This window comes from Vibrio barjaei (assembly GCF_001639065.2).
Taxonomy (GTDB): Bacteria; Pseudomonadota; Gammaproteobacteria; order Enterobacterales; family Vibrionaceae; genus Vibrio; species Vibrio barjaei.
Genome location: NZ_LQXO02000016.1, coordinates 33535 through 59662 on the forward strand (window position 1 = coordinate 33535; position 26128 = coordinate 59662).

22 protein-coding genes are annotated in these 26128 nt (G+C 45.0%); 18 read left to right on the forward strand and 4 right to left on the reverse strand.

The window, feature by feature from the left end:
* Positions 1-10: 10 nt before the first annotated feature.
* The 15 genes from ispC (at position 11) to AWH66_RS10310 (ending at position 17703) form a co-directional block, all read left to right on the forward strand.
* Positions 11-1210 (forward strand): 1-deoxy-D-xylulose-5-phosphate reductoisomerase, encoded by a 1200-nt coding sequence (ispC, locus tag AWH66_RS10240; protein WP_063604044.1) that lies wholly within the window; start codon positions 11-13, stop codon positions 1208-1210.
* A 16-nt stretch (positions 1211-1226) separates the two neighbouring features.
* Entirely contained in the window at positions 1227-2585 is a 1359-nt protein-coding gene (gene rseP, locus AWH66_RS10245) for a sigma E protease regulator RseP (RefSeq protein ID WP_063604045.1), read from the forward strand.
* A gap of 47 nt (positions 2586-2632) precedes the next feature.
* Positions 2633-5071: an outer membrane protein assembly factor BamA gene (gene bamA, locus AWH66_RS10250; protein WP_063604046.1), complete on the forward strand. Its 2439-nt coding sequence runs from the start codon at positions 2633-2635 to the stop codon at positions 5069-5071.
* Positions 5072-5121: 50 nt separating this feature from the next.
* Positions 5122-5631 carry an OmpH family outer membrane protein gene (locus tag AWH66_RS10255; RefSeq protein WP_038223300.1) on the forward strand — a complete coding sequence of 170 codons (510 nt, stop codon included), beginning with the start codon at positions 5122-5124 and terminating at the stop codon, positions 5629-5631.
* A 21-nt stretch (positions 5632-5652) separates the two neighbouring features.
* Positions 5653-6684 carry a UDP-3-O-(3-hydroxymyristoyl)glucosamine N-acyltransferase gene (gene lpxD, locus AWH66_RS10260; RefSeq protein WP_063604047.1) on the forward strand — a complete coding sequence of 344 codons (1032 nt, stop codon included), beginning with the start codon at positions 5653-5655 and terminating at the stop codon, positions 6682-6684.
* 177 nt (positions 6685-6861) lie between these two features.
* Positions 6862-7293 carry a 3-hydroxyacyl-ACP dehydratase FabZ gene (fabZ, locus tag AWH66_RS10265; RefSeq protein ID WP_420882863.1) on the forward strand — a complete coding sequence of 144 codons (432 nt, stop codon included), beginning with the start codon at positions 6862-6864 and terminating at the stop codon, positions 7291-7293.
* A 1-nt stretch (position 7294) separates the two neighbouring features.
* Entirely contained in the window at positions 7295-8083 is a 789-nt protein-coding gene (gene lpxA / locus AWH66_RS10270; RefSeq protein ID WP_063604049.1) for an acyl-ACP--UDP-N-acetylglucosamine O-acyltransferase, read from the forward strand.
* Positions 8084-8178: 95 nt separating this feature from the next.
* Positions 8179-9321, forward strand: a complete 1143-nt coding sequence (lpxB, locus tag AWH66_RS10275; RefSeq protein WP_063604050.1) for a lipid-A-disaccharide synthase — start codon at positions 8179-8181, stop codon at positions 9319-9321.
* Positions 9318-9944 carry a ribonuclease HII gene (gene rnhB / locus AWH66_RS10280; protein WP_063604051.1) on the forward strand — a complete coding sequence of 209 codons (627 nt, stop codon included), beginning with the start codon at positions 9318-9320 and terminating at the stop codon, positions 9942-9944. The genes lpxB and rnhB overlap by 4 nt, the downstream gene beginning before the upstream one ends.
* Before the next feature lie 88 nt (positions 9945-10032).
* A complete protein-coding gene (gene dnaE, locus AWH66_RS10285; protein ID WP_063604052.1) occupies positions 10033-13512 on the forward strand; it encodes a DNA polymerase III subunit alpha in 3480 nt (1159 codons plus the stop codon).
* 49 nt (positions 13513-13561) lie between these two features.
* The gene (accA, locus tag AWH66_RS10290) at positions 13562-14521 is read left to right on the forward strand and encodes an acetyl-CoA carboxylase carboxyl transferase subunit alpha (protein WP_006075352.1); all 960 of its coding nucleotides are present in this window, start codon (positions 13562-13564) and stop codon (positions 14519-14521) included.
* Between the two features lie 68 nt (positions 14522-14589).
* Positions 14590-15903 (forward strand): tRNA lysidine(34) synthetase TilS, encoded by a 1314-nt coding sequence (gene tilS / locus AWH66_RS10295; RefSeq protein WP_063604053.1) that lies wholly within the window; start codon positions 14590-14592, stop codon positions 15901-15903.
* A gap of 112 nt (positions 15904-16015) precedes the next feature.
* On the forward strand, positions 16016-16327 hold the full coding sequence (locus AWH66_RS10300) for a c-type cytochrome (protein ID WP_031495636.1): 312 nt from the start codon (positions 16016-16018) through the stop codon (positions 16325-16327).
* Positions 16328-16446: 119 nt separating this feature from the next.
* Positions 16447-16785 carry a nitrogen regulatory protein P-II gene (glnB, locus tag AWH66_RS10305; RefSeq protein ID WP_031495634.1) on the forward strand — a complete coding sequence of 113 codons (339 nt, stop codon included), beginning with the start codon at positions 16447-16449 and terminating at the stop codon, positions 16783-16785.
* Positions 16786-16851: 66 nt separating this feature from the next.
* Positions 16852-17703 (forward strand): endonuclease/exonuclease/phosphatase family protein, encoded by an 852-nt coding sequence (locus tag AWH66_RS10310; protein WP_063604054.1) that lies wholly within the window; start codon positions 16852-16854, stop codon positions 17701-17703.
* 62 nt (positions 17704-17765) lie between these two features.
* On the opposite strand, the gene AWH66_RS10315 is transcribed toward AWH66_RS10310, so the two are convergent.
* Positions 17766-19328 carry a LysM peptidoglycan-binding domain-containing protein gene (locus AWH66_RS10315; RefSeq protein WP_063604055.1) on the reverse strand — a complete coding sequence of 521 codons (1563 nt, stop codon included), beginning with the start codon at positions 19326-19328 and terminating at the stop codon, positions 17766-17768.
* Positions 19329-19404: 76 nt separating this feature from the next.
* Entirely contained in the window at positions 19405-20163 is a 759-nt protein-coding gene (gene gloB, locus AWH66_RS10320; protein WP_063604056.1) for a hydroxyacylglutathione hydrolase, read from the reverse strand.
* A gap of 38 nt (positions 20164-20201) precedes the next feature.
* On the opposite strand from gloB, the gene AWH66_RS10325 reads away from it, so the two are divergent.
* The gene (locus AWH66_RS10325; protein ID WP_063604057.1) at positions 20202-20942 is read left to right on the forward strand and encodes a class I SAM-dependent methyltransferase; all 741 of its coding nucleotides are present in this window, start codon (positions 20202-20204) and stop codon (positions 20940-20942) included.
* Positions 20943-20953: 11 nt separating this feature from the next.
* Here AWH66_RS10325 and rnhA read toward each other — a convergent pair whose 3' ends face one another.
* On the reverse strand, positions 20954-21418 hold the full coding sequence (rnhA, locus tag AWH66_RS10330) for a ribonuclease HI (RefSeq protein WP_063604058.1): 465 nt from the start codon (positions 21416-21418) through the stop codon (positions 20954-20956).
* Positions 21419-21475: 57 nt separating this feature from the next.
* Here rnhA and dnaQ point away from each other — a divergent pair, with 57 nt between their 5' ends.
* Both dnaQ and AWH66_RS10340 read left to right on the forward strand, forming a co-directional pair.
* Positions 21476-22222 (forward strand): DNA polymerase III subunit epsilon, encoded by a 747-nt coding sequence (gene dnaQ / locus AWH66_RS10335; RefSeq protein WP_038227872.1) that lies wholly within the window; start codon positions 21476-21478, stop codon positions 22220-22222.
* 9 nt (positions 22223-22231) lie between these two features.
* Positions 22232-23476 (forward strand): TIGR03503 family protein, encoded by a 1245-nt coding sequence (locus AWH66_RS10340; RefSeq protein ID WP_063604059.1) that lies wholly within the window; start codon positions 22232-22234, stop codon positions 23474-23476.
* An 88-nt stretch (positions 23477-23564) separates the two neighbouring features.
* On the opposite strand, the gene fadE is transcribed toward AWH66_RS10340, so the two are convergent.
* Positions 23565-26009, reverse strand: coding sequence for an acyl-CoA dehydrogenase FadE (gene fadE / locus AWH66_RS10345; protein WP_063604060.1), 2445 nt, complete (start codon positions 26007-26009; stop codon positions 23565-23567).
* Between the last annotated feature and the right edge of the window lie 119 nt (positions 26010-26128).

Here is a 26128-nt window from a genome sequence, read left to right on the forward strand (position 1 = left end):
TTGTAATAGCATGCAAAATTTAACCATTCTAGGCGCTACTGGTTCTATTGGAGCAAGCACTTTAAAGGTCGTTTCAGAAAACCTGTCATCTTTCGCTATCTATGCTCTTGTTGGTGGTAAAAACGTAGCCAAAATGGCTGAGCTTTGCTCCGTATGGAAGCCCAAGTTTGCTGTTTTGAATGAAGAGGCGGATGCGTCAGAGCTAAAGCGACTACTTCCTAGCGATACGAGAACCGAAGTACTGTTTGGTCAACAAGCCATGTGCATGGTATCGGAATCCAATGACGTCGACGTTGTAATGGCTGCCATCGTCGGTGCTGCGGGTTTGTTGCCTACGCTTGCCGCTGTGAAAGCAGGTAAACGGGTACTATTAGCCAACAAAGAAGCATTGGTCATGTCTGGTAAGCTATTTATGGACGCCGTAAACGAATCTGGTGCACAGTTGCTACCGGTTGATAGTGAACATAACGCCATATTCCAATGCTTACCTGCGAATATTCAAACCAACCTTGGGAACTGCCTCTTAGCTGAATCAGGTATCAATCATATCCTTTTGACAGGTTCGGGTGGTCCTTTTCGATATACTGACGTTTCAGCGCTTTCTTCAGTAACACCTGCACAGGCAATTGCTCATCCAAATTGGTCAATGGGACCGAAAATTTCTGTTGATTCAGCAACAATGATGAATAAAGGCTTGGAATTTATTGAGGCTCGCTGGCTATTCAATACTAATCGAGAGCAGCTAAAAGTAGTTATTCATCCTCAATCGGTGATTCACTCTATGGTGCAATACAATGATGGTTCTGTCTTGGCACAGATGGGACAGCCAGATATGGCAACGCCGATTGCTTATTCGATGTCTTATCCAGACCGAATCCCTTCTGGTGTAGCTCCTCTTGATTTTACGACAATCGGTGAACTGACTTTTATGGCTCCAGACTATGCTAAGTATCCTTGCTTAGCGTTAGCAATGGATGCTTGTTTTGAAGGGCAACATGCAACCACGGCTATCAATGCCGCAAATGAAATTGCGGTTGAGGCCTTCTTATCGGAAAAAATCCGTTTTACTGATATTAGCGTGGTAAATGAGCGCGTTATGTCGAAAGTCTGTTCAGCAAATGAATTTATACAATTAGATAACTTGGAAACTATTCTTGAGCTAGATAGAATGGCTCGAAACTATGCACGAGAATTCGTGCGTTCGATTTAGTGAGAGAATTTGTGATATGACAGACATCCTTTGGAACTTCGCGTCCTTTATTGTTGCGCTAGGGATTCTAGTCGCCGTCCATGAATACGGCCACTTTTGGGTGGCGCGAAAGTGCGGTGTGTATGTCGAAAAGTTCTCGATAGGTTTCGGTAAATCTATTTGGTCTAAAATCGGTAAAGATGGGACTGAGTACAGTATCTCCATTATTCCTTTAGGCGGCTATGTCAAGATGCTCGATAGTCGAGTTGATGAAGTCTCTGAAGCTGATCACAAGTATGCCTTTGATAAAAAGCCTCTCTGGAAAAGAACCGCTATTGTAGGTGCAGGACCGGCATTTAACTTCTTTTTTGCGGTCTTTGCTTACTGGCTGGTCTTTTTGATTGGTGTTCCTGCGGTCAAGCCTGTTATTGGTGAAGTTACCCCGCACTCGATTGCCGCACAAGCCGGTTTAACATCAGGAATGGAGTTTAAGTCCATTGATGGTACGCCAACCTTGGACTGGGAATCGGTTAACTTAGGGCTAGTATCGCATATTGGCGATAATCAAATGACGGTCACAGTTTCATCAGATAGCCAAATAGGAACGGACAAAAAGTTAACAATTGATTTGTCGGGCTGGAACTTTAATCCAGAAACAGAGTCTGCTATGGGGACGCTTGGTTTTAAACCGTATACCCCAGAGATTAAAACAACACTGACAAATGTGAGCGAAGACGGAGCAGGTGCTGCGGCTGGGCTTCAGGTAGGTGATACGATTGTCTCGGCTGGAGAGCAAGATATCTCTCAATGGCAACAAGTGGTGGATGTGATTCAAGCGAACCCTAATAGCCCTGTGACCATACAAGTGCTGAGAAACGGTGAGCGATTCACAACAACATTAACTCCAGGGTCACGTGAATTGAGAGATGGCACGGTTATTGGCTTTGCGGGTATCGCTCCGGAGATTGGTGAGTGGCCTGCGAGTTATCGCTTTGACCTTCAATACGGACCTGTTGAAGCTGTAGGTAAAGCTATCGCGAAAACAGGACAAATTATCGAGCTTACGATCTCTATGCTGAAAAAGCTGATCGTGGGTGATGTTGGCCTAAACAATCTAAGCGGACCTATTTCGATTGCGAAAGGGGCAGGGACAACCGCAGATTATGGGCTGGTCTATTTCTTAGGTTTCTTGGCGCTGATTAGTGTCAACTTAGGTATTATCAACTTAGTACCATTGCCAATGCTTGATGGGGGACATTTATTGTTCTTTGCAATTGAAGCAGTAATTAGAAGACCAGTACCAGAAAAAGTACAAGAAATGGGGTATCGAGTGGGAGGTGCTATCATCTTCTCATTGATGCTGATAGCAATTTTTAATGATTTTACACGCCTTTGATATCAGAATTTAGGCAGCGGTATTAGCAAGGATTAATTAGAGCAGGTATGGCGATTAAGCATATTCTATTCGCATCTCTACTAGCGACCAGCGTGTCGGCGAATGGGGCTGAGGATTTTGTTGTACAGGACATTCGAATCGAAGGTTTGCAAAGGGTAGCATTAGGTGCTGCTCTTTTGAAAATGCCTGTACGTATTGGTGATTCGGTAGACAGTAAAGATATCTCTGAGATCATTAATGCCCTCTATCAATCGGGTAACTTTGAGGATATTAAGGTACTTCGTGATAAAGACGCACTGGTGATACGTGTGAAGGAGCGTCCAACTATTGCGAGTATCTCTTTCTCAGGCAACAGCGCGATTAAGGAAGAGCAACTACAGCAAAACCTTGATGCTTCAGGTGTTATTGTCGGTGAAGCACTGGACCGCACGACGTTAAGTAATATAGAAAAAGGCTTAGAAGACTTTTATTACAGTGTTGGTAAGTATAACGCGAAGGTTCAAGCGGTGGTTACACCGTTGCCACGTAATCGTGCCGACTTGAAGTTTGTATTCTCTGAAGGTGTCTCGGCAAAGATCAAACAGATCAACTTTATCGGAAATACCGTATTCAGTGATCAAGAACTGTTATCACGTTTTAACCTGAATGTAGATGTTGCGTGGTGGAACTTCCTTGCAGATGATAAATACCAGAAGCAAGTTCTTGCAGGTGATATTGAAGCACTTAAGTCTTTCTACCTCGATCGCGGCTACTTAAAGTTCAAAGTCGATACGACTCAGGTATCGATTTCTCCTGACAAGAAAGGCGTTTACATCACACTAGGTATTGATGAGGGTGAACCTTATCAAGTAAAAGATGTGACGTTCCGTGGCCAACTAATTGGTAAACAAGCTGAATTCGAAAGTATGGTTCCATTTAAGAATGGCGATACTTATAACGGTTCCAGTGTTACTGCATTAGAAGAGAACATTAAGCGCGTCTTGGGAGAAGCAGGCTATGCTTACCCACAGGTACGTACTATTCCAGAGTTTGACGATGAGAATAACCAAGTATCGTTGGTCATCAATGTTGAAGCTGGAAACCGTATTTATGTTCGCGATATTCGATTTACAGGCAACAACTCCACCAAAGATGAAGTGTTACGTCGTGAAATGCGTCAGATGGAATCGAGCTGGTTGAACTCGAAGTCTATTGAAACGGGTAAAAACCGTCTGAACCGATTAGGTTTCTTTGAAACGGTTGATGTTCAAACAGTTCGTGTGCCTGGTTCTGATGATCAAGTAGACTTGGTATACGATGTCAAAGAGGCAAACTCAGGAAGCATTAACTTTGGTGTCGGTTATGGTACTGAATCAGGTATCAGCTTCCAAGTTGGTCTTCAGCAAGATAACTTTGCTGGTTCTGGCGACCGAGTTGGTATCAGTGCGATGACCAACAAATATCAGAAAAACGTAACGTTAGATTATCGCGACCCATATTGGAACCTAGACGGTGTCAGTCTTGGTGGTCAGATTTTCTACAATGAGTTTGAAGCATCGAAAGCAGGTATCGTTGACTATACCGACCAAAGTTATGGTGGTACGTTGACTTGGGGTTTCCCTGTCGATGAACTGAACTACTTAGAGTTTGGTGGTGGTTATACACATAGCCGATTAGGTAATATCAAAGAGTACGTTCAAATTGAGAAGTTCCTGCAAGCTCAAGAGAAGAATCGTGATTCAGAAGGTAACTTGATTACGGATGATTTCCACCTAACGGCAGCATGGACTCGAAATAATTTAAACCGTGGACGTTTCCCGACCGCAGGTAACCATCAAAAACTCTATGGTAAAGTGACGGTTCCTGGATCGGATGTTCAATACTTCAAGACTCAATATGACATAAGACAGTATTTTCCGATTACCGATAGCCACAGTTTTACGTTATTGTTGAAAGGTCGCTTAGGTTACGGTAACGGTTATGGTCAAACCAATGGCAACGATAACTTGCTGCCATTCTACGAGAACTTCTATGTAGGTGGTTTCTCAACACTACGTGGTTTCCGTCAGAACTCGGTAGGTCCAAAAGCGGTTTATAACGATCCGAATGGTGGTGGTTGTGGTAATGTGGGGGGGAATAACCCGTGTTACTCCGCGACTGACCAGTCAGTGGGTGGTAACGCAGTAGCACTTGCCAGTATGGAATTGATTGTTCCGACGCCATTTGCCTCGGACGAGTTCCGTAACCAAATTCGTACTAGCTTGTTTGTTGATGCAGCGAGTCTTTGGGACACAGAGTTTACTTATGTTTCACCAGACCCTAACATGCCTGGAAGCCAGTATTATTACGATTACTCGGATCCGTCGAATTACCGAGCGTCGGTAGGTGTAGCAGTACAATGGATGTCTCCAATGGGGCCTCTTGTATTCTCACTCGCAACGCCAGTTAAGAAGTTTGAAGGTGATAAAACAGAAGCCTTTACCTTCACGATTGGTAATACTTTCTAACTATATATTTTGTAACGAAAATAGTTTCTATACGAACAGAGGAATCGACCTTGAAAAAATTAATGAAAGCGGCTGGACTTGGCCTAGTTATCCTTACGTCTTCACTGTTTGCAAACGCGGCAGAAGCGGCGCAGAAAATTGGCTATGTGAATACGCTTCAAGTTTTCCAAGCACTTCCACAGCGTGAAGCAACACTGCAAAAATTACAGAATGAGTTCAAAGACAAAGCTGCTGAACTACAAGCGATTCAAGCGGATGCAGCTAAGAAGATGGAAAAACTTCAACGCGATGGTGAGCTACTAGGTAAAGATGAAATCGAGAAACTACGTATCGAGATTGGTCAGCTAGATAGCAAATACAAGATCAAAGGCCAAGCTCTAGAGAAAGAGAGCCAGCGTCGTGAAGCGGAAGAAAAGCAGAAGCTGTTTAAGACTATCCAAGAAGCAGTTGAAAAAGTAGCGAAAAAAGAAGGCTACGACATGATCATCGACATTCAGGCGGTTGGTTATGCAAAAGAAGAGTTTAATATCTCGAAGAAAGTTATCGACTCACTTAAGTAACAGTATTGCAGTAGGTTAGACATGACAGCATTGACGTTAGCACAATTAGCGGAGATTACTGGTGGCGAGATCCATGGTGATGAGAACACGCTAATAAGTGCGGTAGCGCCTATGAACAGCGCAGGTGAGGGACAAATTACTTTCCTCACCAATGTAAAATACGCGAAGCATCTTAGTGAATGCCAAGCATCGGCAATTATGGTGAAAACCAGTGAGTTAGAGCATTGCAAAACCAATGCTCTAGTTGTTGTTGATCCTTATGTGGCCTATGCTAAAGTCGCCCAAGCGTTAGATACGACTCCAGCCCCTGCGGCATCTGGTATTGCGCCAAGTGCCGTAGTCTCGTCAGAGGCAAGCTTGGGTGAGAATGTATCCGTAGGCGCCAATGCTGTGATTGAAGCCGGAGCAGAACTTGGCGACAACGTAATTGTCGGCGCAGGTTGCTTTATCGGAAAGGGCGCTAAGCTAGGTCGCAATACTAAGCTTTGGGCTAATGTTTCTATTTATCATGATGTAGTGCTTGGTGACGATTGTTTAGTGCAGTCAAGTACTGTCATTGGTTCTGATGGTTTTGGCTACGCTAATGAAAAAGGCGAGTGGGTCAAAATTCCTCAAGTCGGTACCGTGCGAATTGGAAATCGTGTAGAAATTGGTGCTTGTACCACTATCGACCGTGGTGCGCTGGACGACACCATCATCGAAGACAATGTGATCATCGATAACCAGATGCAAATTGCTCATAACGTGCACATCGGATATGGCACAGCAATGGCTGGTGGTACTGTTGTTGCTGGTAGCACCAAAATCGGTAAATACTGCCAAATTGGTGGTGCGAGTGTTCTCAATGGACATATCGAAATTGCTGATGGTGTTATTGTTACAGGTATGGGAATGGTTATGCGTAGCTTGCCAGAAAAGGGCATCTACTCATCAGGTATTCCGCTGCAAACCAACAAAGAGTGGCGCAAAACGGCTACTCGAGTCCATCGTATCGATGAGATGAACAAGCGCCTTAAAGCAGTTGAGAAACTGCTAGAGCAAACAGAAGATTAATTTCTGTGGCTTAAAAATGAAGGCTCGCTTAGGCGAGTCTTTTTATGTGTGTCAGATAACGCTAGGTTGAGCAATGCTCCCCCGAACTGACACTTAGTGGCATTTGGGTATATAATGCCCCTAGTTAGAAAAAGAATTGATAATAGGATTTTTACTTTGAGCACTGATACAAAAAAAATGACAATCACTGAGATCCAGGAACTGCTTCCTCATCGCTATCCGTTTCTGTTGATCGATCGCGTTACCGATTATCAAGAAGAAAAGTATCTAACCGCCATTAAAAATGTGTCTGTAAATGAACCGCAATTTACAGGGCATTTCCCACAGTTACCTGTATTTCCTGGCGTGTTGATTTTAGAAGCTATGGCTCAAGCGACGGGTCTATTAGCATTTAAATCGTTTGGTGCGCCAAAAGGCAATGAGCTGTACTACTTTGCGAGTGTCGATAAAGCGAAGTTCCGCAAACCAGTTGTACCAGGTGATCAATTGATTATTGAAGTGGAATTCATCAAGGAACGTCGTGGTATCGCTGCCTTCAACGGCGTGGCAAAGGTTGATGGTGAGGTTGTTTGTTCTGCTGAGCTAAAGTGTGCTCGTCGAGAGTTTTAATATGATTCATGAAACCGCTAAGATTCACCCTAGTGCCGTTATCGAAGGTAACGTCACTATCGGTGCTAATACAACAGTAGGCCCTTTTACCTATATCTCAGGTGATATCACAATTGGTGAGAACAATGAGATTATGTCGCATGTTGTTATTAAAGGTCATACGACAATAGGTAACGACAACCGAGTATTTCCTCAAGCGATCATTGGTGAAGAAAACCAAGATAAGAAATACGGTGGTGAAGATACGCGAGTTGTAGTTGGTGACCGAAATGTCATCCGCGAGAGTGTACAAATTCATCGTGGTACTGTTCAAGATAAGACTCAGACAGTAGTCGGTAATGACAACCTTCTTTGTGTGAATGCTCATATAGCGCATGATGTGATTGTGGGCAACCACACACACATTGGCAACAATGCTATTCTCGGTGGTCATGTAACGGTTGGTGATCATGCTGGGGTTATGGCGTTGTCGGCGATCCACCCATTCTGCACAGTTGGCGCATTCGCTTATGTTGGTGGTTGTTCAGCAGTGGTACAAGATGTGCCACCTTACGTTCTAGCGCAAGGCAACCATGCAACGCCGTTTGGTCTTAATTTGGTTGGACTAAAGCGTAACGGTTTCGAGAAGCCAGAGTTACGTGCTTTGCAAAAAGCGTACAAAGAGATTTACCGTTCCGGCAAGACACTGGCAGAGGTAAAGCCTGTGCTGGAGGAAATGGCGCAAGAGTGGACATCAGTTCAGCGTTTTGTGGATATTTTGGAAAGCTCCGAGCGTGGCATCATCCGCTAACGTTGGTGACGCAAGTACAAAAAGATCGCTAATCAGTTAGCGGTCTTTTTCTGTTTTATGGTATTCGAGAAACTTGGCGAAAATAAGGACTGGTAATGGAACGACCATTGCGAATTGGTATCGTAGCTGGCGAACTTTCCGGAGATACTCTGGGAGAGGGCTTCATCAAAGCAATAAAGCAACAGTACCCAGATGCCGAGTTTGTTGGTATCGGTGGCCCAAAAATGATTGCTCAAGGTTGCGAGTCTCTTTTCGACATGGAAGAGCTTGCGGTCATGGGGTTGGTAGAAGTTCTTGGGCGCTTGAGACGACTGTTACATGTTAAATCAGAGTTGGTGAAATACTTTACCCAAAACCCGGTTGATGTGTTTGTCGGTATAGATGCTCCTGATTTTAACCTGCGCCTCGAACTGGACCTTAAACAAGCCGGAACAAAAACGGTTCACTATGTCAGTCCTTCTGTCTGGGCGTGGAGACAAAAGCGCATTCATAAAATCGCAGAGGCTACTAACCTAGTACTTGCTTTCTTGCCATTTGAAAAAGCCTTCTATGACAAATTCCAAGTTCCTTGTGAGTTTGTCGGCCATACGTTGGCTGATGCCATCCCTCTAAAATCGAATGCACAACAAGCTCGCGAGCTTTTAGGGTTAGCACCTGATAAAAAGTGGCTAGCGGTATTACCTGGTAGTCGTGGCAACGAGTTGAAGATGCTTTCACAACCGTTTATTGAAACCTGTGTGAAACTGCATCAAGACGACCCAAATCTCGGTTTTGTGGTAGCAGCGGTCAACGAAAAGCGTAAACAGCAGTTTATTGAAGCTTGGCAGCACATTGCACCTCAGCTTGAGTTTCACATTGTTCAAGATACCGCACGTAACGTTATTACTGCAGCAGATGTAGTATTATTGGCGTCTGGTACCGTAGCTTTAGAGTGCATGCTACTTAAAAGACCAATGGTAGTTGGTTATAAAATGAATGCAATAACCGCATTTCTGGCCAAACGTTTAGTGAAGACCAAATACGTTTCCTTACCGAATATTCTCGCCGATGATGAGATAGTAAAAGAGTTTCTGTTAGAAGCTTGTACGCCGGAAAACTTGTACAATGAGCTCACTAAGCTTCTTAATAGTGACAACAGTGCGGTGATTGCCAAATTCACGGAAATGCACCACTGGATTCGTAAAGATGCCGATAAACAAGCGGCAAATGCAGTGTTAAATCTAATTGGAAAGTTATGACAACGAAGAAAAAAAGTGCTGAGTTGCCTCCCTTTGATTATCCGCAAGGTTACTCACTAGTTGCCGGTGTGGATGAGGTAGGTCGAGGCCCCTTAGTGGGTGATGTCGTCACAGCCGCGGTTATTTTGGACCCTAATAATCCAATTGAAGGATTGAATGATTCAAAGAAACTTTCCGAGAAGAAACGACTTGCCCTTTATCCTGAGATAAAAGAAAAAGCGTTGGCATGGGCGGTGGGGCGATGTTCTCCAACAGAAATCGATGAGTTAAACATCCTACAAGCGACTATGGTAGCAATGCAGCGTGCGGTCGCCGGACTGCAAGTGCAACCTGATATGGTACTTATTGACGGCAACCGAACGCCAACGTTACCAATGGATGCTCAAGCGGTTGTCAAGGGAGACTTACGTGTCGCAGAAATCAGTGCAGCATCGATTATCGCTAAAGTCGTTCGCGACCAAGAGATGGAAGAGCTTGATCAGCAACATCCGCAATTTGGTTTTGCTAAACATAAAGGCTATCCAACGAAAGCGCATTTTGAAGCCATTGAGCAGTATGGCGTCATTGCAGAGCATCGCAAAAGTTTCAAGCCAGTCAAACGCGCATTAGGTATTGAAGACTAGCTCGCATTAGTCGTTTTAAGGATCGTGATACTACGATTCGTTAAATTATGATTCGCCAAATAATCGTCATGGCAATTTAGGATTTATTATGTCAGACCCCAAGTTTATACACCTTCGAGTTCACAGTGACTTTTCTATGATCGATGGCCTGTCGAAGGTGCCACCATTAGTAAAAAAAGTGGCAGAGATGGGTATGCCTGCAATGGCACTGACTGATTTCACCAACCTGTGTGGGTTAGTGAAATTTTATGGTAACGCGCACTCCTCAGGGATTAAACCGCTGATTGGTGCTGACTTTGCCGTTCAGTCTGACGAATTTGGAGATGAGTTAACACGCATTACAGTCTTGGCAGCGGATAATACTGGTTACAACAATCTGACCTTGCTTATCTCAAAAGCATACCTTCGAGGCCATATCCAACATCAACCTGTGATTGACAAAGCGTGGTTAGTCGAGTTATCTGAAGGGCTTATCATTCTTTCTGGAGCGAAAGAGGGTGACGTAGGTAAAGCGCTATTAAAAGGCAATATAACACTTGCCAAGCAGTGCGCTCTGTTCTTTCAGACGCATTTTCCAGATCGCTACTATTTAGAACTGATTCGTACCGGACGACCTGACGAAGAAAGTTACCTACATTTTGCCGTAGAGTTGGCCGAGGAGCTCGATCTTCCGGTTGTCGCGACCAATGAGGTCGTGTTTGTCGACAAAGAACTATTTGATGCTCATGAAATTCGTGTCGCGATCCATGATGGCTACACGCTTGATGATCCTAAACGTCCTAAAAAGTATAGTGCTCAGCAATATCTTCGCAGCGAAGAAGATATGTGTGAGCTGTTTGCGGACATCCCAGAAGCGCTTCAGAACTCAGTAGAAATTGCAAAGCGCTGTAACGTGACCGTACGCCTTGGTGAATATTTCCTGCCAGCTTTCCCGACTGAAGGTATGAAAGAGACCGATTTCTTGGTGATGAAATCAAGAGAAGGTCTTGAGGAACGTTTGGAGTTTTTGTTCCCAGATGAAGTGGTGCGAGCAGAACGACGCCCTGAGTATGATGACCGACTACAAATTGAACTTGATGTTATCAACCAAATGGGATTCCCGGGTTACTTCTTGATCGTTATGGAGTTCATCCAGTGGTCGAAAGATAATGCGATTCCAGTGGGACCTGGGCGTGGTTCAGGTGCTGGTTCATTGGTGGCCTATGCTCTTAAAATCACCGATCTTGATCCGCTTGAATACGATCTTCTTTTTGAGCGATTCTTGAACCCTGAACGTGTCTCCATGCCCGATTTCGATGTCGATTTCTGTATGGATAAACGTGACCAAGTGATTGATCACGTTGCCGAGATGTACGGTCGGGATGCGGTATCGCAGATCATTACCTTCGGTACTATGGCTGCGAAAGCGGTTATTCGTGATGTGGGGCGTGTATTGGGTCACCCGTTTGGTTTCGTTGACCGCATATCAAAACTGATTCCAGCTGATCCTGGCATGACGCTAGAAAAAGCCTTCAAGGCAGAGCCCGCATTGCCACAGCTTTATGACGGCGATGAAGAAGTTCGTGACCTCATCGATATGTGCCGCATATTGGAAGGGTGTACTCGAAATGCCGGTAAACACGCGGGTGGGGTAGTAATTTCACCGACTACGATTACTGATTTTGCACCGATTTATGCTGACTCTGAAGGCCATTTCCCTGTTACTCAGTTTGATAAGAATGATGTTGAAACGGCAGGCTTGGTTAAATTCGACTTTTTGGGTCTGAGAACATTAACGATTATCGATTGGGCGCTTGGACTGATTAACCCTCGACTCGAAAGAGAGGGTAAAGACCCGGTACGAATTGAATCAATACCACTTGATGACTCGGCTTCATTCCAACTGTTACAGAATTCTGAAACCACCGCGGTATTCCAGTTGGAATCACGAGGTATGAAAGAGCTTATCAAGCGTCTACAGCCGGACTGTTTTGAAGATATCATTGCATTGGTGGCGCTATTCCGTCCAGGCCCATTGCAATCAGGCATGGTTGATAACTTCATCGACCGTAAGCACGGGCGAGAGGCGGTCTCGTACCCAGATGAAACGTGGCAACATGAATCTCTAAAAGAGACTCTAGAGCCTACGTACGGCATCATTCTTTACCAAGAACAGGTTATGCAAATTGCACAGATCCTAGCGGGCTATACGCTGGGTGGTGCGGATATGCTGCGTCGTGCAATGGGTAAGAAAAAGCCGGAGGAGATGGCTAAGCAGCGTGCTGTCTTTGAAGAAGGGGCGATAAACAACGGCGTTGATGGCGAACTCGCCATGAAGATCTTTGACTTGGTAGAAAAGTTCGCGGGTTATGGCTTTAACAAATCTCACTCAGCGGCATATGCACTGGTCTCATATCAAACGCTCTGGCTGAAAACCCATTACCCGGCTGAGTTTATGGCAGCGGTTATGACCGCCGATATGGATAATACAGAGAAAGTCGTTGGCCTTGTGGATGAATGCTTCCGTATGAAGCTCAAAGTATTGCCACCTGATATTAATGCGGGTTTGTTCCGCTTCAATGTTAACGAAGAGGGGGCGATCGTTTATGGTATTGGTGCGATCAAAGGGGTCGGTGAAGGTCCTATTGATGTCATTATCGAAGCTCGCAATAAAGGTGGTCACTTCCGAGATTTATTCGACTTCTGTGCTCGCATTGACATCAAGAAAGTCAACAAGCGCGTAATTGAGAAGCTTATTATGTCCGGTGCGCTTGACCGACTTGGTCCACACCGAGCGGCGATGATGGCATCACTGAACGATGCGGTTAAAGCGGCGAGCCAACACCATCAGGCTGAAGCCTTTGGTCAGGCAGACATGTTTGGTGTATTGACTGATGCGCCGGAAGATGTGGAGCATAAATATACTCAAGTTCCACCATGGCCAGAAAAGGTGTGGTTAGAAGGTGAGCGAGAAACTTTGGGGCTTTATTTGACGGGGCACCCAATAAACGCCTATCTTAAGGAACTTACCAAATACACCAGTTGTCGACTAAAAGACGCAACACCAACAAGGCGCGATCAATCGTTAACGGTCGCAGGCTTGGTGATTGCTGCTCGCGTAATGACAACTAAGCGTGGAACACGTATTGGACTGATGACTTTGGATGACCGAAGTGGTCGTATGGAAGTGATGTTGTTCTCAGATGCGCTAGATAAATATGCTGAATTGTTAGAAAAAGATAAAATAGTGGTCGTTTCTGGACAGGTCAGCTTTGATGACTTCAACGGTGGCCTTAAAATGTCTGGCCGCGAAGTTTTAGATTTAGGTAGCGCTCGTGAGAAATTTACACGAGGCGTATCCATTTCGTTGTTAGAGCAACAAATAGATGAGCGCTTTTACCAGCGCTTCACAGAAATATTAACCCCACACAAAGCTGGGACAGTACCTGTTAATATTTACTACCAGCGTGCCGATGCACGCGCAAAACTTACGCTAGGAACAGAATGGCGTGTAACGCCGAATGATGCGTTACTAGAAGAATTACAGCAGTTACTTGGTAAAGACCAGGTTGAACTCGAATTTAACTAATTGAGTCCCAGAGCAAAAGACTTGGGGCTGAATCGAAAAGGATTCACAGATGAGCTTGAACTTTCTTGAATTTGAAAAGCCAATTGCCGAACTAGAAGCAAAAATCGAAGCATTGCGTGACGTTTCTCGTCACGGTGGTGATAGTGCAATTGACTTAGATAAAGAAATTGAACAACTAGAGAAAAAGAGCTTAGAGCTTAAGAAAAAAATCTTTAGTGATCTTGGTGCATGGCAAGTGGCACAGCTTGCGCGTCACCCACAGCGTCCATACACGCTTGACTATGTAGAGCATGTATTTACTGAGTTTGACGAACTAGCTGGCGATCGCGCGTTTGCGGACGATAAAGCTATTGTTGGTGGGATGGCTCGCCTAGATGGTCGTCCGGTTATGATCATTGGTCACCAAAAAGGCCGCGAAACAAAAGAGAAAGTGAAGCGTAACTTTGGTATGCCAAAACCAGAAGGTTACCGTAAAGCACTTCGTTTGATGAGAATGGCAGAGCGTTTTAACATGCCAATCATCACTTTCATCGATACAGCGGGTGCTTACCCAGGGGTTGGTGCGGAAGAGCGTGGTCAATCAGAAGCGATTGCGATGAACCTTAAAGTCATGGCTGGCCTAAAAGTGCCAGTCATATGTAACGTTGTCGGTGAAGGCGGCTCTGGTGGTGCTTTAGCTATTGGTGTCGGCGATTACGTGAACATGCTGCAATACTCAACGTATTCCGTCATCTCACCTGAAGGCTGTGCATCGATTTTGTGGCGTGACTCAGATAAAGCGCCGCAAGCAGCGGAAGCGATGGGACTGGTTGCACCTCGATTAAAAGAGCTTGAGCTTATTGATGAAATCATTGAAGAGCCATTAGGCGGCGCTCATCGTGATGCGGTGCAAATGGCTGCTAATATGAAAGCGACATTGCTACGCCAATTAGAAGAACTCGATCAGTTAGATGATGACAACTTACTTGAGCGTCGTTATCAACGTTTGATGAGTTATGGCTACTGCTAAGTAGAAACTGTTTATATAATAAGGCGAGCGAGATGCTCGCCTTTTTTTATTTAACCTAGGAAGAAACCATGACTCTGTACCAGCAATTTTCTCAAGTGCTTGATGAACAGCAATTGATGCACGGTAAGATCATTGTTGGATTTAGTGGTGGGGTGGATTCGCGTGTACTGCTTAGATTGGCAGCAAGGTATAGCAAACAGCATTCGAAGGCTTGTTTAGCGGTACATGTGCACCATGGACTAAGCGATAATGCGGATGAATGGCAAGCCCAATGCGAGCGTTGGGCTCAAGAAGAGGCCGTTGAGTTTGCGTGTGAGCGCGTAACATTGTCGCAAGGTTCAGGCGAAAGCCTTGAGCAGTCAGCGCGTCAAGCTCGGTATCAGGCACTGGGTCAACATATTCAGAGCGGCGACATTTTACTTACGGGTCAACACCTTGATGATCAAGCTGAGACCATGCTGCTGGCCTTAAAACGTGGTAGCGGTCCGAAAGGACTCTCTTCAATGGCCTCTTCAATGGACTTTGGCTTGGGTAAGTTAGTTCGTCCACTTTTGAATACTGCACGACAGGATATTGAGCTCTATGCGCAGCATGAGCAATTAAAATGGGTCGAGGATGAAAGTAATACAGACACTCGATTCGACCGTAATTTTCTTCGTCAAACTGTCTTACCCGTATTGAATCAGCGCTGGCCTAGTTTTGCTCAGGCTGCAAGTCGCAGTGCGCGCTTATGTGCGAAACAAGAACGGCTACTTAAAGAGTTACTGTTGCCTGAACTTGAAGTATGTATGGGTGAGTTTCTAGGTCTGAACATTTCCACTATGTCATCGCACTCTATTTTAAAGAGAGAACAACTGCTTAGACTGTGGTTAGAAGCTAATACTTCGTTGATGCCTACAGAGGTTCAGCTGCGCAACATTTGGCAAGAAGTGGCACTAGCTAAGCAAGATGCTAACCCAGAAATGAATTTGGCTGGTGGAGCAATTAGACGTGCTCAGGGGCATTTATATTGGGTTGAAGCTCGTGAAGATGTCAGCGATTGGCAACAATCATGGCCAGATAATGACACGTTAGTGTTGCCGGATAACTTAGGCGTATTAAAGTTGGTGTCACCGAGCAAAGATGCAAAGGTGACACTGGATCGCCAAACGTTGAGTGGTTCGTTGAAAGTTATTTTTAACCCTGAAGGCTTAAGTGCTTACCCGCATGGACGAGCAGGATCTCGTAAGTTAAAAAAACTGTTTCAAGAGCTGAAAATACCCAGCTGGCAGCGACGTAGAATTCCTATTCTAATGCAGGGTGACAAGGTCGTTGCTGTTGGTAACTTATTTGTAGATAAAGCATTTTATGGTTCAGATTGTGAACTTGTATGGGACAAGTGACCACATTTCATGTCACAATCGTATACAATAATAAAGCGCCAGAAATGGCAAAGCGCAAACTAGAGTACACGCTGTTATCTGGCTTATATGGAAATACACAGAAGGTAAAGCAATGAAAAATATGGTAATTGGTGCAGTATTGGCTGCAGGCCTATTGAGTGGTACGGCGATGGCCGCTGACATTGAAGCTGGTAAGGCGAAAGCAGCGATTTGTGCCGCTTGTCATGGTGCTGATGGCATCGCAGTTATTCCAGGTTACCCAAACCTTAAGGGACAAAACGAGCAGTACTTAGCTACTTCTATCAAAGCGTACAAGAACAAAGAACGTACGGGCGGTTTGGCTGCTGTCATGCAAGCTCAGGCATCAATGCTGAGTGACGAAGATATTGCCAATGTTGCTGCTTATTACGCTAGTCTGAAATAATCGCATTATCGATTTACTATTAAGAGACCCGAAGATTGCCTTCGGGTTTTTTGTTTTCGTTGATTGTTGGCGCAGCCTGCCAGATAATGGTGTCAATCAATGAGGTTTAAGGGAAGAACATGAAAAAGATTGAAGCGATTATCAAACCATTCAAACTTGATGACGTCCGTGAAGCATTGGCAGAAGTGGGCATTACAGGTATGACCGTATCTGAAGTAAAAGGTTTTGGTCGCCAGAAAGGTCACACTGAGCTTTACCGTGGTGCCGAATACATGGTCGACTTTTTACCAAAAGTAAAATTGGAAATTGTCGTATCAAGTGACGTGGCTGATCAATGTGTGGAGACCATCATTGAGACCGCTCAAACGGGTAAAATTGGTGATGGTAAGATTTTCATCACGGATATCGAACGTGTGGTACGAATTCGTACTGGCGAAGAAGATGAAGACGCTATCTAAGTCGAATCTCAAAGAATCATAAAGGAGTAGGTAACTGCTCCTTTTTCGTTTTAGAGAAGAGGTGTTATGAAGTTAAAGTGGGTACTGCTTACTGGTGTCGCTATTGCAGGAATGACAGTGGGTGGTTTTCAAACGGTATTTACCGTGCGGGAAACACCAGAAATTACCAGTATAAAGGATAGCCAAGTTCAAACGGAGCTAAAGTGTTACCGCAATGACCATCCAGTTGCGTTGGACGAGTCCGGGCAATTGAATATTCTGGTTTGGAATATCTACAAGCAAAATCGCGAAAACTTATTGCCCGAACTTACTCGTCTGTCCGAAGACCGACAATTGGTCCTACTTCAAGAAGCCAGCCTTGATGATACATTTTTAGATTGGCTGCAACGCTCGGATTGGGGGAGTAATCAAGTTAGTGCATTCAAAGCATTTGATATCTCTTCTGGCGTGCTCAATTTAAGCCGTGCCATGCCTTCAATCGCTTGCGCGAATTTGCAAACCGAACCTTGGCTAAGATTACCTAAATCAGGCCTGTATGCGGAATACGCACTGACGAATGGACAAACCCTAATCAGTGTGAATCTGCACTCTGTGAACTTTACGATAGGAACAGAAGAGTATAGGCAGCAACTTGAGTCCTTTAAGCAAGTACTTGAGAAGCATCAGGGGCCCTTGCTAATAGCAGGCGACTTCAATAGTTGGAGTGAATCGCGACTCTCCGCGTTAAAGCAAGCCCTACATAAATACCACATTAAAGAGGTCGAATTTCAACGTGATAACCGTAAGCGATTTATCACCGGTTTACCTTTGGATCACATCTTTTATCGAGGAATGGAGTTAACAGGGCAGCGCGTTCCTGAATCTGATGCCTCTGATCATAACCCTCTGCTTGCTGAGTTTAAGATTGCCTCTAAATAATTGAATTAATGAAGTGTTCAGACAAAGAAAAAGCGGCGTATTCGCCGCTTTTCTAATTAGAACTAAGCACTGGTTTTGGTGACATCAACGTAGAGTTTCAGTTTTTGACCCGGCTTAAGATATTTCTGCTTCTGAAGGTCGTTCCACTTAACAACATCGTTAGTACGTACTTTGAATTTCTGTGCAATACCGCTAATGGTATCCCCACTTCTTACAGAGTAGAAAACGGTGCGGATAATCGCGCCATCGCTAGCATTTTTCCAGATAACGAGCTCTTGTCCTACTCTCAGGGTGTCACGAGGACCCATACCGTTCCATTTTGCCAACGATTGGTGAGAAACTTTATTTGCTCTGGCAATCGACCACAAACTGTCACCACTGGCAACTTTGTGGGTCACTTTATAGTTACCACGAGATGTCGATTGTGTTTTTGCCAAGCGGTTTGCAGCGCTTAGTGAATAGGTTGATTCATCTTTGGTTGATGTCGGAACAAGAAGATACTGGCCTGCGCGAATATTATTGCCTTTTAACCCATTCGCACTGCGAATTACTTGCGTCGTTGTCTGATGGTTTCGTGCAATAACACTCAATGAGTCACCTGACTTTACTTTATAACGCACAAGGCGCATCCCTTTACCACGATTCTGTTCCAGTTCGAAGCGGAACTTATCTAAAGTCTCGATGGGTAGCAGTAGCGTCTGAGGGCCATCTGGTGCTGTTGCCCATTGGTTGTATGCAGGGTTATAACTTTGCAGTTCCTTAATCGAAATGCCGGCATATTTGGCTGCAATTGCGAGGTCGAGCTGTTCATTAGGGTCGACCAATTCCAATACAGGCTTGTTTGCAATTGGTGGAATGTCGACACCATACTTTTCTTTGTTAGCCAGAACATCAGCTAGAGCCAGCAACTTAGGGACATAGCTACTGGTTTCTTTCGGTAAATCGAGAGAGAAAAAGTCCGTAGGCTTGCCTAAGTTACGATTTTTTCGAATCGCACTGTTTACTCGACCACCACCACTGTTATAGGCCGCGATCGCATGATTCCAGTTGCCGTCAAAACGTTTGTTCAACTGAGTCAGGTAATCTAAAGCGGCTTGAGTCGATGCGGTAACGTCACGACGACCGTCATACCAGTAGGTTTGGTCTAGACCGAACGCTTTTCCTGTTGCTGGGACAAACTGCCATAATCCTGCGGCGCTGCCATGAGAATAAGCGAAGGCATCAAAGGAACTTTCGACAATAGGCAGTAACGCAAGCTCTAATGGTAGGTTACGTGCTTCTATTTCTTCAGTAATCAAATATAGGAAAGGCTGAGCACGCTGTGAGACTGTTCTTAAGTGGCTAGGGTGTTTAATATACCATTCGCGGTAATAGTCCACTTTAGCGTTGTCAGGAATCTCCATTTTTAGCTGCATAGCGATGCGCTGCCAAACATCTTCTTGCTCTTGAGGCGTTAGTGCTTTTGCTGGAGTTGGAGTGTCAACGGAAACGGGCTTTGTTGTATTAGTGGTTGCTGTTTCTGCAGGAGAGTTGGTGGGCTCTGTTGTGGTGTTGCTTGAATCTGGCTGTGTCATCTGACAACCAGCCAGCAACAGGGCTAAGGCCCAACTGTATTTCTTATGCATTTTGTTTGCTACAACCTCTAACTTGAACGGTTGTGCATAATACTAATACGGATTGGGCCAAACAAGCAGCAAAACGTTAAAATTCGTTTTTCCACTCACGTAATGCCGTAAAAGTTGATAGGGGATCATTATTGACAGTTCGGTTTGCTACAGAGCTCACAACTTCTTGTTGAGTAGTTCGTAAAAATGGATTGATGCGCTTCTCTATGGAAATCGTAGTTGGCAATGTAGGGAAACCCTTAGCGCGTTTTTGATTGGCACCATCTCTGTACTCATGAAGAAACTCATTATGGGGCTCTACGGCCATGGCAAAGGCGAGGTTGCTAAGTGTGTATTCGTGAGTGCAGTACACTTCCGTCTCTTCAGGCAGCAGAGTGAGTTTTTGTAGCGAATTGTACATTTGCTCTGGAGTACCTTCAAAAATGCGCCCACAACCCGCAGAGAACAGAACATCGCCACAAAATAGCTTCCCGTCGCCCACATAGCCAATATGATCGAGCGTGTGGCCTGGTAAATTGAGCACCAAAAACTCCTCATTGAACAAGTTGATACGATGTCCTTCACTGACATGATGAGTAAGCTGTCCTATATTGGAATTCTCAGGGCCAAGAACGGTGATCGTCGGGTACCTTTCTACCAGTTTCTCTATGCCACCAGTATGGTCCCAGTGGTGATGGGTAATCAATATCGTCACTAACTCAAGTTGATTGGCTTCTAGATATTCGATCACCGGTTCAGCATCACCTGGATCGACAACGGCACACAAGTTCTGGTTATTTTGAATCAGCCAGATGTAATTATCGTTAAATGCAGGTATGCTTTTGATATGTAACATTGTTGTTTCTCCAGTTCAGTATGGGAGAGAGCGCGTAAATGAAGCCAGCACGCAGCAAGAAAAAAGTTGAACATCCCCATTCTTGGGAAGAGCTTGCCAACGGTCAATGGGTCTCTGAATCTATTCAAACGAGGCTTGATGAGTGGTGCCCAAAGTTCTTTGGCTATCATATGCTAAAGCTTGGAGGACTGAGTTGTGAACTCACAAGCTGCAATTGCAACATTCAACATCAAGTGAACCTCGATTCTAAAAACCCTCTGCACAATGTTATCGCTGACCGCTATGAATTACCATTCTTAGAGAAGAGTTTTGACGCCGTTGTTTTGTCACATCAACTTGAGTATGCAGAAGATCCCCATCGTTTGCTACGTGAAGTGGATCGTGTGATGATCGACGATGGTTATCTTATTATTACGGGCTTTAATCCAATTAGTTTCACTGGCCTAGCTAGTTTGATGCCTTGGAGAAAAAACAATTTTCCATGGAGTGGACGCATGTTCACGCCAAATCGCATTAAAGACTGGTTAGGGGTACTGAATTATCAGGTAGTTCATGCGGATACCTATGCGCTGTTTCCAATGAAGCGATATCGAACCATGTGGACTTGGCTAGAAAACAGTATTGGTGATTGGGCTTCACCAATGGGCAGCTTATATTTTATTGTGGCGAGAAAGCGCACTTACCCTCTAAAGCCAATAAAGCCTCATTGGCGACTAAAGAAAAAGCTAACACCAGCAAGCGTTAGCTATCGTACCGCCGATAAAAAGCAGAGCTCGTAAGGAAGGCAAGGTTAGCTTGGTTGATAACCCGTATCCTCCTCGGTCGGATTTTCCGCAGCGGCTCTTGCTAGTTCATCGCACATTTCGTTTTCTCTGTGGCCGGCATGACCTTTAACCCACCGCCAGTCGATATCATGTCGCGTTGATTCCTTATCGAGAGCTTTCCAAAGATCAGCGTTTTTTACGGGCTTTTTGTCAGCCGTCTTCCAGCCACGCTTTTTCCAGTTGTGGATCCACTGGGTAATGCCTTGTCTTACGTACTGGCTATCGGTTGTTAGGATTACATTGCAAGGCTCTTTGAGCGTCTGAAGCGCAACAATGGTCGCCATCATTTCCATGCGATTGTTTGTTGTTAGCGTATAGCCTTTGGCTAACGTCTTTTCGTTCTGTTTGTACCTAAGGACGATTCCATAGCCGCCGGGGCCAGGATTACCCAAACAAGAACCATCTGTGAAAATTTCAACCTGCTTCGTCATGATTTGATACTATATAGCTCAGTAAGTTTATCTACATAGTCTGACATACAAAACATCATGAATACCAGTCTCAATTCAGAACAACGCAGAATCGTGGTACTCGATACCGAAACCACAGGTATGAACCGCGAAGGTGGTCCTCACTATATGGGGCATCGAATCATTGAAATCGGTGCGGTGGAAATCATCAACCGTAAACTGACTGGTCGCCATTTTCATGTCTATTTAAAGCCTGATCGTGAAATCCAACCTGACGCTATCGACGTTCACGGTATCACTGATGAGTTTCTATTAGATAAACCGCTTTATCATCAAGTCCATGAAGAGTTCTTAGATTTTATTAAAGGCGCAGAACTTGTTGCCCACAACGCGCCCTTCGATGTGGGCTTTATGGACTACGAGTTTGAGAAGTTAGACGCGTCGATTGGTAAAACGGAACAGTACTGTAAGGTCACCGATACGCTTGCGATGGCAAAACGCATGGCGAACATGCCAGCGAGAAAGAACCTCGACTCGTTAGCAAAACACTACACGATAGATACGTCTGCCCGTATTCTCCACGGCGCTTTGCTCGATGCGGAGATCTTGGCGGATGTATATTTGGCTATGACAGGTGGCCAAACTTCGATGCAATTTAACGCGGGGCAGTCCGATGGGGACGAAAGTGGTGGTGAAACCATTAAGAGGCTCACAACGGGAAGAAAATCGCTAAAGATCTTGCATGCTTCTGCCGATGAAATAGAAGCGCACAATTCGCGCTTAGATATTGTTGAAAAAGGTGGCAGTTGTCTCTGGCGCCTGTAGGAGAGAAACATGCAGAGGATTATTTTTGCGATGGCGTTATGGTTATCGCTGACAGTTGGTGCATTCGCGACTGAGTCCTCAATGTCATTTCTTGATAACCGGTTTCGAGTCGACCAAACGGTGGAACGAATCACTTTTTTGGTTTATCGACAGGATAACTCTAAGCCAGTTACGCTAGTTCGCCCTGACGGTAAAAAATACTACGCTTGGCGTCATCCTGATAATGTTCACTGGATTGAAGAACCCAGTGTCGATGTCATTTCAATCGAAAAGCCAATGCCCGGTCCTTGGCAAGCCATTGGCAAAGTCACGCCCAAGAATAATATTCAAATCATTTCTCAGCTGTCTTTAACAGCTGACAGCTTGCCACAGCGCATTTATCAAGGTGAGAAGTTAAAGTTTACTGCTCGACTTATGACCGATGGCAAGCCGTTAATTGTTGAGAACATCCTCGACCGTGTGAACCTTAAAGTGGTGATGACGCGCTATTTAGAATCCCAAGAACAAACGGATAACAAGGTGCGCCCGGTGCCTATTGTCATCGGTGAGTTTTATGATAACGGTGAAGGGTTAGATGAGCGCGCTGGAGATGGTGTTTTCACCGTTGAGCTGCCTATTGAACTTGAGCCCGGGAAATACAATGTTCGAATTACTACAGGCAATGGAGTGTTCTTACGCGCCCTAGAGCAAGAAGTGCTGATTTACCCGACGCCATTCTCTAGCAAATTTATCCAAGGCGATGATAAAAAACCACATCAAATTGTAGTTCGCGGTGAAGTCGCGACGATAGAAGCAGGTAGTTTGGCCACCTCGATTGAACTGCAATTCCCTGATCAGTCAGAGCAGGTCGTGCAACACCAAGCGGATGCAGGTAAAAACGATGTCACCTCGTATTTTAACGACCTACATCAAATGGGGACCTATCATTGGACTGGCCATGTGTATGCCAATGAAGCGTCCACGGGGCGTTCGTTAGTTTTTGATCTTCCAATGCGTACCTTCAGTGTTGTCGGGGCTTTGGATTTAGAAAAAGCCGAAGAAATGCAAGCGGCGGCGCGAGAAGCGAAGAAAAAAGCGGAACAAGAAGCGCAAATCCTTGCACACAGAGAGCAAGTGAGAACTCGAGCAATACTGGCCATCGTGATCGGTAATCTAGTGCTTATTGTGGTGGGTGGATTCATTTGGTGGTTAGTTCGACGCAAGCGAGCTATTAAGGCTTCACTACCAGAAATGCAGTTAAATATGCCACGTTAGTTTTAGTAACGACAATGACATTAAAAAAGGGTCAGCAATTGCTGACCCTTTTAGTTATTTGGAATTATCAATTACTTGGAGGGCTCAATTACGCGACTTCTTCCATCGTCGGGTAGACAGGCTTTGCTGCGAGTTCCTCTGGAGCAAAGTCATCAACGTTTATAGTGTATAAACGATGTGCTTCTGCAGTAATAAGCAGTGTCGCTTCATCTTGAGTGATTAGGCCTTTCTCTAAACCTAGTGCCGCGACTTTATCAAGCTGCGTAAATGGACGACGCTGCTCAAGCGCTTTACACACTTTAGTAAACACAGGCTCAGCACGTAAAATGACGTCCAGTGCTTGCTCAATACGACCTGCAGCATTGAACTCAGTTGGCTCTAGGTATTGACCGCGCCCCAAACGGCTTCGTGCGCCACAAGGGGTTTGTAAGATACGAGCCACTTGGCTATCAAGCTTATCTGAAGGCGCTTTGCGAACTGTTCCTAGTGGTAACACGATAAAGCGCATCAAACGGCCAATTACCTTGTTAGGGAAGTTGGCTAAGAAATCATCTAACGCTTTTTCAGTTTGCATTAGACTGTCTTGCAGCCCCCAATGAAGAAGCGGTAAATCTTCGCTGTTACGGCCTTCAACATCATAACGTTTTAATGCTGCACTGCTGAGATACAACTGACTCAAAATATCACCAAGGCGCGCCGATAAGCGTTCCTTACGTTTCAGTGAGCCGCCAAGGACTGCCATAGACACATCTGACAGTAATGCGAGGTTGGCACTGTAACGGTTCAACTGTTGGTAATAACGTTTAGTTGCGTCTTTCTGCGGCGTTGATGAGCCACGACCATCAGTAAGACCGAGCCAGAAACTGCGTACTAAGTTACTGATCGTAAATGAAACGTGGCCAGCAAGGGCTTTGTCGAATTTGTCAACTGCATCATTGGCGTTAGAGTGCGCCGCATCCATTTCCGTTAAAACATATGGATGGCAACGAATCGCGCCTTGACCAAAGATGATCATTGAACGAGTAAGAATATTGGCACCTTCTACAGTTACAGCGATAGGTGAACCTTGATAGCCGCGTGCTAAGAAGTTTGATGGACCAAGGCAAATGCCTTTGCCACCAACAATATCCATAGCATCGATAATGCTTTGCTGACCGCGATGAGTACAATGATATTTGACGATGGCAGAGATCACTGATGGCTTCTCGCCCAAGTCTATACCTGTAACTGTAAGATGGCTGGCTGCATCCATTACGTAAGCATTACCGGCAATACGAGCTAGCGGCTCTTCGATACCTTCCATATGACCAATTGGCTGTTTGAACTGACGACGGATACGAGCATAAGCACCTGTTGCCAAAGCTGCTGTTTTGATACCGCCTGTTGAATTTGAAGGGAGCGTGATGCCACGTCCAACTGAGAGGCACTCAACCAACATGCGCCAGCCTTGACCAGCCATTTTTTGACCACCGATAATGAAATCCAGTGGCACGAACAACTCGTTCGCTGTTGTAGGACCGTTTTGAAACGGAACGTTCAGTGGGAAATGACGGTTACCAATCTCTACACCTTTAAGGTGTGTTGGAATAAGCGCACAAGTAATGCCCAAGTCTTCTTTATCACCTAGTAGGCCATCTGGATCTCGAAGTTTGAAAGCAAGACCAAGTACGGTAGCGACTGGCGCAAGGGTAATGTAACGTTTGTTCCAAGTGAGCTTCATGCCTAAGACTTCTTTGCCTTCCCATTTGCCTTTACATACCACACCAAAATCAGGGATAGAGCCTGCATCAGAGCCGGCTTCTGGGCTCGTTAGAGCAAAACACGGAATCTCTTTACCGACAGCTAGACGAGGTAAGTAGTAGTCTTTTTGAGCTTCTGTTCCATAATGCTGAAGGAGCTCACCTGGACCCAAGGAATTAGGAACACCAACTGTAGATGAAAGTACACCAGACACACCAGTTAGCTTTTGCAGAACGAGAGATTGTGCATACGCAGAAAATTCAAGGCCGCCGTATTTTTTCTTAATAATCATGGCAAAGAATTTGTGATCTTTTAGGTACTGCCAGACTTCTGGTGGAAGGTCAGCTAGCTCGTGAGTGACTTGATAATCGCTCACCATCGCACAGACTTCGTTAACAGGACCATCTAAGAAGGCTTGTTCTTCTGCGCTGAGTTTTGGTTGACTAATATTCTCTAGTTTTTGCCAGTTTGGCTTGCCTTTGAAAAGCTCTGCTTCCCACCAAACGGTACCCGCATCCAATGCTTCTTTTTCTGTTTGAGACATGGCAGGAAGCACTTTCCTAAATAGTTTAAGCGCTTTAGCGGAAATCAATGATTGTCGGATAGAAGGAACACACAATACCGCTACCGTAGCAACGTACAACGCCCATATGATGGCGCCAAATACACCGAGTAGTGAACCTAAGACCATAGCAGCGGTCACGAGTAATAAAGATTTTGCCAGCGATGCTCGTTGGTAGAAACTGAATCCAACTGCGCCGAGCAAGGCGACGAGAGAGAGCAAGATGTCCATGATTGTTCCTTTATCTGGGTACTTATCGTTGTTTTAGTGGTTGACCGTTTTAGCAATACCTAAGGTAAGAGGTCGTACCAGTAATAATTGTAACTCAATTATTGCACAAATGTAAATTT